This window comes from Nguyenibacter vanlangensis (assembly GCF_013376155.1).
GTDB lineage: Bacteria > Pseudomonadota > Alphaproteobacteria > Acetobacterales > Acetobacteraceae > Gluconacetobacter > Gluconacetobacter vanlangensis.
Window position 1 is genome coordinate 1 of sequence record NZ_JABXXP010000060.1, and the last position, 9,942, is coordinate 9,942.

The 9,942-nt window shown below is 61.4% G+C and carries 10 protein-coding genes, 1 tRNA gene and 1 pseudogene; 5 read left to right on the top strand and 7 right to left on the bottom strand.

Annotated elements, in window-relative coordinates:
• Window positions 1-334 precede the first annotated feature (334 nt).
• Window positions 335-410 (top strand) — tRNA-Asn (locus HUK84_RS05720).
• 124 nt (window positions 411-534) lie between these two features.
• On the opposite strand, the gene HUK84_RS05725 is transcribed toward HUK84_RS05720, so the two are convergent.
• Window positions 535-1,101 (bottom strand): recombinase family protein, encoded by a 567-nt coding sequence (locus HUK84_RS05725; RefSeq protein WP_176639415.1) that lies wholly within the window; start codon window positions 1,099-1,101, stop codon window positions 535-537.
• 569 nt (window positions 1,102-1,670) lie between these two features.
• On the opposite strand from HUK84_RS05725, the gene HUK84_RS05730 reads away from it, so the two are divergent.
• The 3 genes from HUK84_RS05730 to HUK84_RS23855 all read left to right on the top strand — a co-directional run bounded on the left by HUK84_RS05730 (window position 1,671) and on the right by HUK84_RS23855 (window position 3,063).
• Window positions 1,671-2,066, top strand: a complete 396-nt coding sequence (locus HUK84_RS05730) for an antitoxin Xre-like helix-turn-helix domain-containing protein (RefSeq protein ID WP_176639416.1) — start codon at window positions 1,671-1,673, stop codon at window positions 2,064-2,066.
• Window positions 2,067-2,164: 98 nt separating this feature from the next.
• Window positions 2,165-2,755, top strand: coding sequence for an RES family NAD+ phosphorylase (locus tag HUK84_RS05735; protein ID WP_246285439.1), 591 nt, complete (start codon window positions 2,165-2,167; stop codon window positions 2,753-2,755).
• Complete coding sequence (locus tag HUK84_RS23855) at window positions 2,752-3,063, top strand: DUF2283 domain-containing protein (RefSeq protein ID WP_246285440.1); 312 nt, start codon at window positions 2,752-2,754, stop codon at window positions 3,061-3,063. Before HUK84_RS05735 ends, HUK84_RS23855 begins: the two co-directional genes overlap by 4 nt.
• 285 nt (window positions 3,064-3,348) lie before the next feature.
• Here HUK84_RS23855 and HUK84_RS05745 read toward each other — a convergent pair whose 3' ends face one another.
• From HUK84_RS05745 to HUK84_RS05765, 5 genes are all read right to left on the bottom strand, one after another.
• Window positions 3,349-5,805, bottom strand: coding sequence for a DUF927 domain-containing protein (locus HUK84_RS05745; RefSeq protein ID WP_176639418.1), 2,457 nt, complete (start codon window positions 5,803-5,805; stop codon window positions 3,349-3,351).
• Window positions 5,802-6,104 carry a hypothetical protein gene (locus tag HUK84_RS05750; protein WP_176639419.1) on the bottom strand — a complete coding sequence of 101 codons (303 nt, stop codon included), beginning with the start codon at window positions 6,102-6,104 and terminating at the stop codon, window positions 5,802-5,804. Before HUK84_RS05750 ends, HUK84_RS05745 begins: the two co-directional genes overlap by 4 nt.
• Entirely contained in the window at window positions 6,101-6,382 is a 282-nt protein-coding gene (locus tag HUK84_RS05755; RefSeq protein ID WP_176639420.1) for a hypothetical protein, read from the bottom strand. Before HUK84_RS05755 ends, HUK84_RS05750 begins: the two co-directional genes overlap by 4 nt.
• The gene (locus HUK84_RS05760; protein WP_176639421.1) at window positions 6,375-6,596 is read right to left on the bottom strand and encodes a helix-turn-helix domain-containing protein; all 222 of its coding nucleotides are present in this window, start codon (window positions 6,594-6,596) and stop codon (window positions 6,375-6,377) included. Before HUK84_RS05760 ends, HUK84_RS05755 begins: the two co-directional genes overlap by 8 nt.
• A 284-nt stretch (window positions 6,597-6,880) precedes the next feature.
• Window positions 6,881-8,089 carry a tyrosine-type recombinase/integrase gene (locus tag HUK84_RS05765; RefSeq protein ID WP_176639422.1) on the bottom strand — a complete coding sequence of 403 codons (1,209 nt, stop codon included), beginning with the start codon at window positions 8,087-8,089 and terminating at the stop codon, window positions 6,881-6,883.
• 405 nt (window positions 8,090-8,494) lie between these two features.
• Here HUK84_RS05765 and HUK84_RS05770 point away from each other — a divergent pair, with 405 nt between their 5' ends.
• Window positions 8,495-9,466 carry an ion channel gene (locus tag HUK84_RS05770; protein WP_176639423.1) on the top strand — a complete coding sequence of 324 codons (972 nt, stop codon included), beginning with the start codon at window positions 8,495-8,497 and terminating at the stop codon, window positions 9,464-9,466.
• A gap of 55 nt (window positions 9,467-9,521) precedes the next feature.
• On the opposite strand, the pseudogene HUK84_RS05775 reads toward HUK84_RS05770, so the two are convergent.
• Window positions 9,522-9,942: pseudogene (locus HUK84_RS05775) on the bottom strand (MFS transporter); the annotation flags it as partial.

Below are 9,942 nucleotides of genomic sequence, written 5' to 3' on the forward strand. Positions count from 1 at the left end.
GGCCAAGCCCGTGCCGCCCCGCCCCAAGCCGGCCCGGCCTGTGCGGACGCTCGACCACCGGCCCGGCCCCGCCGTTTCGTTCATCCATCCTGGCGCACCATCCTCCCACCCCAACAGCCGCCCAACCAAACATGCACAAGACGCAGACGCTGATGTAGGGCGCGCCCTCCACCGCGTGAAGATACACGTCAGAACAAAAACTTACGCCGCCACCGCCCCGCATTCCCCCATCATGCGCCCGGCGCCCCCCACCCCAGCCCGACGCGTAAAAAAAACATCACGAAGGGGGTTTACCACCAAACCGGACCTCCGCTATACGGTGCCCCGGCGCTGATCCCGAATAGCTCAGTCGGTAGAGCAAGCGACTGTTAATCGCTGGGTCGTAGGTTCGAGTCCTACTTCGGGAGCCACCCTTTCCAAAAATACGCTGTGAAATCAGCCGCTTAGAACAAAGCGGCCGATTTCGCTCCATGATTAAACCCATGAAAGAACATGGGTTAGACAGACACGTCCAGGAACGTCTGCGGACAATCCCTACACCGCGACCTTCCCCAGGCACCGATAGACCGACGTCCGGCCGATCCCCAGCCGCTTGGCGATCTCGGTGGGGCTGATCCCTTCATCCGCCAGTTTGCGGACCTCATCAGCTTGGCTCCGCGCGGTGGGCTTCCGGCCCAGATAGCGCCCCTCCGCCTTGGCCTTGGCGATTCCTTCCCGCTGGCGTTCCAGCATCAGGTCGCGCTCGAACTCGGCCACCGCCGCAAGCATGGACAGCATCAGCTTGCTGGTCGGGCTGCTGGTGTCGAGCGTCTGACCGCCCATCGATAGGATGACCAGTTCGCACCCCTTGGCCTTGATGCGCTCCACGAACGCCAGAAGGTCGGCCGTCGATCGCGCCAGCCGGTCCGGCTTGCACACCACCAGAGCGTCGCCCCGGCGGAGATAGTCGATAGCCATTTCCAGTTCCGGCCTGACAGTGACGGTGCCCGACACCTGTTCCGTGAACACCCGGTCGCAACCCTGCGCCTCAAGGTCCCGCACCTGGGCGACCATCCCTGCCATCTGGTCTGTCGTGCTGGTCCGCGCATATCCAATCCGCATAGGGGCGTCCTTCCGGCAATCTGTTCCAAAACCTCTTGAACGTCATGCCGAGAGTGTTCCAAATTGTCAAATTTGACGTTATTGGAACATAAATCTGTTCCACCCGGACTGTTCCGCTGGGGCATGCCCTATTGGAACAAAGACACACGCGGCGGCGCGATGATCGTTCGACCGAGATGGAACCCCGACGCGGATGTGAATCGGGAGTTATAGGGGCGGCCGATACGAGTGTTATAATATAACAAATATGCCGGGACTTGCCAGGACCTTTTCGGCCAGCCCCCACGATTTCGCATTATTGCGATATCGTTATACTGCGAAATTCTCACGTCTTGACCAGAAATTACCCCTGCACTCCCTGCAAATAGAGAATTATCTTGTTATTTCAATCAGATAAGGTGCCGGGTTTGATCGATTCCAAACCCTGCACCGCGCCATGCCAGCCCAATGCACGGAACGGGGCGCGACGGTATCCGAGTATCGTGAAGCCGTGAGGGAATCCGATCATATGGATTTGAAATTCGGATCATTTGATCCTACGTTACGTTCCCAACAGGAGGGAAATGTAAATGCACGCCGTGATGGAAAGCCACCGCACTGATGGGGTGAACGAGGCGGCCGTTGCGCTCAAGGCCGTGGATCGCATCATGACCGAATGGAACGTGCCCGTTCCACTGGCCGCGCGCCTCTGCGATATGTCCGAAAGCACCTGGAAACGCGCCAGGAAGCCGGGTTTCTCTGGCATGCTGACGCATGACCAGATGCTTCGGCTAAGCGCCCTGGTGGGCATATACAAGTCGTTGGTCCTCTACTTTGACGCGGACATAGCTGCAAGATGGCCGACGCTGCCTAACCGCGGCCCGCTGTTCAAGGGAATGCGCCCGATAGACGCACTGATTGAATACGGACTTCCTCACTTCCTTGACACACGACGCTATCTGGACGCGCTACGGGGCGGCCTGTGAAGCGCACTGTCATTCAGGACCGGGCCCTCATACGTCTCATCTCTGCAACCTATCATAAGCCGCCAGCGTTGCGGGGCCTTGTCGATAGCGACGCGGAGATGGAGGTCTTGGCGCGGATTGAAGGGCTGACCAGCGAAAGGCAACGTGCCGAAGATGGGCACAGTTTCAGCCTCGATAATCGGGAACTCGCCTGGAAAAGAAAAAATAATGGTCTAGCGGTTTACGGTAATAGCCATATAAATGCAGCCTTTACATATACACGAACTGGCGGAAGTCGATTTAATACTGAACAGAGAGGGGCATGGTATTGCGTCTGGAATGTGGAAACCTCCCTTAAAGAAGTCGCGTTCCATAGAATACGTGAACTTGAATATATCGGAGTATTTAAGGACAGCGCCAGATATGTGGAACTACACGCTGATTTCATCGGGGAGTTTCCCGACCTTACGGACGAACCGGATCACCCTTGCCTTCACCCCGATCCGGCGATTGGCTATCTGGCCGGGCAAAAGCTGGCGGCAGAACTCCAGCGATCTGGTGAGCGCGGCCTGATTTATCCTTCCGTCCGTCAGCCCGGCGGCAGATGCCTCGTTGCATTCGAACCCTCGGCGATCCAGAACGTGCGCCCTGGCGCAAGCTGGGACCTGACGTGGAACGGTTCGCGCGACTACATCGTGAATGGGGTATGACCAAGCTGCGGATTGAAATCGGCAGGACGCTGGACGACATGGCGCGCGAGTTCGTGGATACGTGGAAGCGTGCCGAGGCTGGCGAGGCGGTCGAGCCAGTCCGCATTCTGTCATTCGAAAGCGATCGCATGATCCGAACCAGCTATGACCCCGAGGCCGATGCCATGTCTATCTGGTTCGGCCCCGAGGGCGCCAAATCAGCAGAGACGAGCGAAGTCTCGCCTGGCGTCATGCTCGACTATGACGCCGATGGGCGGCTGATCGGGATCGAAATCCTGGACGTGCGGGAACGGACGCGGCAGCGCTGAAACACTCGGCCGACCGGATATCTCATGCGCAAATCGCGGGTCCTTCCTGGGATGAAACTGTTTGCGGTGGCCCCGACACCCCCGATTTTCCGTTGTGCGTGGGATTTTTCAACCGATTTGTTGTTTCTGTTTCGGGCGATGCCGATTTGCCGAAAATTCACCGGGAACACCGGGAACCTGGGAACCGACGTTTAAAAAATGGCAGAAAACCGCCTCTTCTCTGGTTCCCATTTCCCGTTTTTCTGGTTCCCGCCCGATCAGGGGGTGGGAACCGGCAGGTTAAGCTTACTCGGCCCCCAAGATTGAGCCTTTAATGAGGTAGGCGTTCATCTTCCCGCCCATATTTGGGATGGATACTTTCTTGGTCAGCCGCCCTCCGGTTCCGTCCGGTATCAGAAATCCCGCATCACGGAGAGCCCTTGCGGCGCGCGCGGGGTCCATCCCCCGACACACCTCGCTTCGCCACATCTCCGGCAGGAACAGATATTCCCATTCACACTGGTCGCGCGTGCCTTTTCGGCGTTTGAAGCCAAGGCGGTTAATCGTGGGCCGCGCCGTCTCGCTGGCATATTCTGCGTTTGCTCGATCACGATCCAAGATTGTGAAGCGGCCATCCCCGTGCTGTTCGATGAATGCGCGCACGCGCGCTATGGCCGTCTGATCCTCCCTGGCCCCCGATCCGCCGCGCTGATCGAGCCACGCTTTGAAGCAGACCCCAGCGGCGCGCACAGCCTCCCCGCTCGGCCAGCCGGTCACGCCGTATCGGGTCGCGAGTTCCCCAGCGCATGCCACCAGGGCAAACCGATTTGCCACGCTTCGGACCTGTCCATCCGCGCCCTCGGGCATATGAACCAAGAACTTCTCACGCGCCTCTCGGATGTCGGCAGCAAGCTTCTCGGGGGAGCGTTTCCGATCACTCACCAGTCTCCGTAGGAATTCGCGCGATGGCGTACCGTAATGTGTACGGGCCATCACCCGGAGGTGGTCGGACAATGCGCCTCCGGACGGCATATCGTGCAAAGATTCATAGAGTCCGAAACCGCCCTCCGGTGCGGCGGGAATGTTCACAAGCCGCACTTCCTGTCCGGCCATGACTTGCTTGCCCGCTTCGGTCATCATGGACTCAAGATCGCGTTCCCCGGTGGAAAGGAACAATGACCGCCATGTGCGGATAGAGCGAGCGGCGCCAGTTCGATCGGCCCGCACCTTACTGGCACCGTTGCCCAGCAGATAGATGATATCGCCGATTTCCTTGGATGATGCCTGCCCCATTTCGTCTAGGATCAGAACCGTGTCCGAAGTCTCGGCGGCGATTCCCTCGAGCCCGTTGGCGGTGCCACGCCATGCCCGAACCTGACCGCCCTTGTCACCGCGCCCCCACACGCTGCCCGCGACGAACGCGGCTGTGCTTTTGCCAGTTTGAGACCCGCCGATGAGATGGAATCCGCCGCTCTGGTCGCCCACGATATCCAATAGCGGTCCCGCGAACGCTGCCGATATGAAACAGGCGAGGCGCGAATTGCCAACCGCATAGGCGGAAATCTGACTCTGCCACCCATCCAGCGTACCGGATGAAGCAAATTCCTGACCTGTTGCCGCCCGTCCGGGCCTAAGCACCAAGGCGTTTGTGCCAAATACCTCCCCTCCGGGAAGTGCAAAGGCGGGACCCGCTTCTGTGTCGTGCCACCCTGCGCGATCAACGCAGCGAAGGCGGGAACTGGTCTTTACCTGGGCAACGAACCGGCGAAGCTGGCGGTGCATGTCAGTTGAGCACGACAGGCCGCGCCATTCCAGGGTGACCGCAAGCTCTCTGCCGTCACCATGAGCAAGCGATCTCGGGACAACCCATTCATGTGTTTTGTGGTCCCGGTCTTGCCAGCGGATCAATAGCCCCCACTCACAGCCATCCGCATCGCGCGTTTCCGCTATCACCTCGAAGGGGCCCGCGATCCAGATCGGAGTGTCATCCTTTCCTTCGAGGGTGAAATACAAGCCGTTGGGCATCATCGAAAAGCCGGGCGGCATGACGATGGTGGACGGTGCAGGCGCAACGGCGGCAGCGAGTAAGGACGCAAGCGTTTCGGCGGAGAACCCGCTTGGCAATTGGTCTGCCAAATCCCACCCGTCCGGCAGGTCGGACGGGAGCGTCACTATCCGCACATCCGCGACGCCTACCGCTTCCATCTCGCGGATGGCATCTCTTGCGTATGTGTCGCCCGGTGCGTCGTTGTCCGGCCAGATTGTGACTTTGCGGCCCGCGAGCGGCGACCAATTGGCACGGCGCGCTGCGCCGCTGCCGCCTTGGGACGTTACCACCGCCCAATGGGGAAACAGGCGCGCCGCCGCGTCTGCCGCCTTCTCGCCTTCCACCAACAGCACGGGGCGGCCGTCATTCCCCAGCCGATCCAGCCCGTAGAGCGGGCGCGGCGTGTCGCCCATGATGCCGCGCGGTCTCCATTTCTGGCCATCCCATGACCAGGGCACGATTTGCTTGCGGGCATCCGGCGGGTCATATCGCGCGACATGCATCAGAAGGTTGCCGGCCTCGTCCCGGTAATCCCACATGTGCGACGGCTTGCCACCGTATTTGCTGAACCAGCCCGTGCAGGGTGGCACATCAGCCGGCACCGGCATGACGATCGGGCGGTCAGATTTTTCAGTGATAGCGGGGGCAGACTGCCCCCGTTGCTTTTGTTCTGACAATGGTGTAAATGCTTCGTTTATTAAAGAAATTTCGTTCATGCAGTGCATTTAATGCCTAACATGGATGCCATCTTCGCCGCGGCATCGCCCTGCCTCATGCCAAACAGATAAGCCGCCAGCGACACGGGATCGCCGCCCCTATCGCTGGTCGCGAAATCGGCCCATCGACCGGTGGTGAGGTTCACTTTGAACGAACCTGGATTCTGATCGCCTCGGCGCGGATTGCGGGCCACCCATTCGTGGCCTTCCCGCTTTCCGTCTGGAAGCCAGCGCGCAAGGATCGCCGGCAGACAAGGACGCGCCGCATCGTTCACGCGTGAGAACAGGGCCGCACTCATTCCGATAACTCGCGCAGCTTCGAGCCGACGGCAGAGTGCAGCGTTGACAGCAAGGCGATGTCATCGCTTGGCTTGAGCCGGTCCACCGTGTCGAGAATGCAGGCGTAGCCGATAACAGCGTCCTGCATCGGTGCGGGCCAGGTGTTCGCGGCAAATTTAAAGGCTCGCCGGAAATCGCGCCTGCCGCCGTCGAAACAGTGCCCGTAGAGGTTTACAAAAGCGTACTGGCCGTCTCGTTTCAATTCAGAAACCATGCGATGAGCGGTGGGATCAGCCATTCACCACCCCCGTTTCGATGCCGGTTCGCGGGAGGTTCGCAAAATAGCGTTCCACGGATTCCGTGACAATCCGCGTCGCCCGGCCGACTTTCACAGCCGAGATTTCGCCGCTTTTGATGAGGCGGTTTACAGTCGAGCGACTTAAGCGGCAGTTGTCGCAAACGTCACTGATGGTGGCATATTTGGGGAATGCTTTGAATTCGGCCGCTGGCATTGTGTGCCGTATGTTCCTGTGTGTCGTGGTTAGCCGGGGGCGCTCCCGTCGGCTCTTAATGGGTATCCGCGTTTTCCGGTCAGCGACACGTCAGGAGGCGACAATCTTCGGCAGATCGTCATTCTTCATTCTAATCCTGGGCCCCCGCCGGTTCCCACTTTCCCATCGGTGGGAACCGGCGATGTCCGCCACTGGGAACCGTAAGAGCGGCAGTTTTCTGCCATTTTTTTAATGCGGTTCCCAGGTTCCCAGTGTTCCCAGCGGAAAAACGACAAACCCGAATTTCATTCGCGCAGCGGTATGCAATAAGCCGCCCACGCCGCCATCATCTCTGCCCGCTTCTGGATCAGGTCGCCGCGCCGGTAAGCGGCCTCAACCTTGCTCCCAATGGCATGCGCCAGGGCCATCTCAGCCACCTCGCCGGGGTGGTCGGTTTCCTCGGCCGCCCAGTCCCGGAACGTTGATCGCAGCCCATGCACCGTGACGTCCTTCGTGCCGGCCGCCGCATGCAGGGCCTTGGACAGCGCGACATCTGACAGGGGCTTGCCCCGCTTCTGGCCGGGGAATACCAAATCGCCCGCCTTCTGATCCCGCAGCGGCAACGCCTCACGCAAGACGTCAAGCGCGCTCTCGGATAGCGGGACACGGTGTTCGCGCGCCATCTTCATCCGCTCGGCGGGCACGATCCACATCTTCGCTTCCAGGTCGATCTCGGACCACAGCGCGCCGCGCACCTCGCCGGAACGCGCCGCCGTCAGGCAGACGAACCGGACGGCCCTAGCTGCCATTCCTTGAGACTCGACCAGCTTACCCATGACCTCGCCGATATGCTTGCGATCGACAGCCGGCCGATGCTCAACCTTCGCAATGGCGGATGGGCGAGGCAGGACATTCGATAGATGCCCCCGCCACCGGGCAGGATTCTCCCCCTCTCGCCATTTGTGGATTTTCGCATAGTCGAGGATGTTCTCGATTAGCCAGCGGGCTCGGCCGGCGGTTTCCGGTTTGCTGGTCCAAATTGGGCGCAATACGGATAGGGCATCGTCGGTATCGACGGCCGCTACCGGCTTCTTGCCAATGACCGGACAGATATGGATGCGCAAGATGCCCGACCGCAGCGGTTGCGCCCGGGCGCTTTTCCATGTCGGTGCCCGCTCGGCCATGAAACGCTCGGCCGCCTCTGCAAACGTCAGGCCCCGCTCCTTTCGGTTCGCGGCCCGCGCTTGCTGGCGCGCGTCGATCGGGTCGATGCCTTCACCGATTAGTCTGCGTGCATCGGCCGCCCGCTCCCTTGCAGCCGACAAGCTGATCTCGCGTGCCGACCCAATCCCCATTTCCCGGACCCTGCCGTTAGTCGGGCTGGTGTAGCGGACCGACCAGGCGCGTGTGTTGCCCTTCACGGTCAACCATAGGTTGCCCCCATCGGCAAAGACACCATCTTTGAGAGAGGCGACCGTCCGGGCAGTCAGGCGATTTTGAACGACGCGAGGCATGCATGCTCCTGGGCCAATGAGAGGCTTCGCGCGGCCAGTTCGTCAAACCCACGATACGAAACCAATGAATAGACCCATGATAAAACACGGCATCATGGGCAACATCAAGAGGCACCGAGAAACACGCTTCCGATATTATCCTTATGAAATAGTGCATTATTGGAACAAACCGACGCTTCCAGAAACAAAGGTTCGAGTCCTACTTCGGGAGCCACCCTTCCTTCGCATCGAAGCCGTAAGATCGGCCGATTATGCCGAACGCCCCATCGGAGGGCGTCTTCGCGTCGGCATCGGCGCGTCCATGGCCCCGGCGCATGGGACCCAGCCGCTTTCCCCGATACGCAAGCCCCTGCGTGCATCCTATGCCGGTCATACGGCAAAAGGGCTACGAGGGGACGAACGCACGTGGATGACGACACCAGCGGAACGGGAACCCGACCAGACACCACCGACCGCCCGAACAAGCCCGCCGCAAGGCACGCGCCCCACCGGCCTCAGGCCCTGGCCCGCCTGCTGAACCATCATGCGCTCGAGGATCGCGGCCACGACAACATCGTCCGGATCGGCCATGCCGACCGGGCCTGGTCGGACCTGTATCACCACGCGCTGACAATGCGCTGGACCACGTTCTTCTGGTCCTCGCTGGTCCTCTATATCGCCATCAATGCCGGATTCGCGCTGCTCTACATGGCGGTCCCCGGCCAGGTCACGGGCACCCGGCCCGGCGCGTTCTGGGATTTCTTCTTCTTCAGCATCCAGACCCTGTCCACCGTCGGGTACGGCGTGATGGCGCCGATCGGTCCCGCGGCCCACGCGATCACCTCCTGCGAGCTTCTGGGCGGCATGATCCTGAACGCGGTGGCGACCGGCCTGGTCTTCGCCCGTTTCGCACGCCCCAAGGCGCGGATCCTGTTCAGCGACCGCGCCCTGATGCGCGTCGAGGACGGCACGACCCATCTGGGCGTCCGGATCGCCAACCGGCGCCTCAGCCCCATCCTGTCCGTGGGGGTGGAAATGTTCCTCGCCCGGCTGATCGTGCAGCCGAACGGCCGGCTGGCGCGACGGTTCGACCCGCTGCCCCTGGCGCAGTCGCACGTCCCGGTACTGCGCTTCGCCTTCCCGCTGCTGCATGTCATCGACGACGCCAGTCCCCTGGCCGGCCTGACGATCGCAGCCCTGCGCGCCGAAGAGGCCGAAATCATCATCACCGTGACCGGCACTGACGAAATCTCCGGCCAGACGGTCTTCGCCCGCAACGCCTATGGGTTCGACCGCGTGCTCTACAACCATCGCTTCGTCGATATCATCGATGCCGCGCCGGACGGGCGGATCACCGTGGATTACACCCGCTTCCACGCGACCGAGGACAACGCCTGAACGGCGGAATCAAAGCCCCCGCGTTCGAAGGGCCCGCCGGCACGGCCGCGACACCTCAACCGGGCCGCAGATCGCTCAGCCGATCCAGCCGCCGCAGCGCCGGGAACAGCCGCATCCACACCACCGCGACCACCAGCGTCCCGACCCCGCCCAGCACCACGGCCTCCACCGGCCCGACCAGACTGGCCAGCATGCCGCTCTCGAATTCGCCCAACTGGTTCGACGACCCGATGAACAGCGTATTCACCGCCGACACCCGCCCGCGCATCTCGTCGGGGGTGCGCAACTGCACCAGCGCGCCGCGCACCACCATGCTCAGCACATCGGCCGCCCCCAGCACCGCCAGAGCCGCGACCGACAGCGGCAGCCAGGTCGAAACCCCGAACAGAATGGTGGCGAAACCGAACACCGCCACCGCGACGAACATGCGCCGCCCCGCATGGCGCTGCAGCGGCCGCCGCGCCAGGATCAGCCCT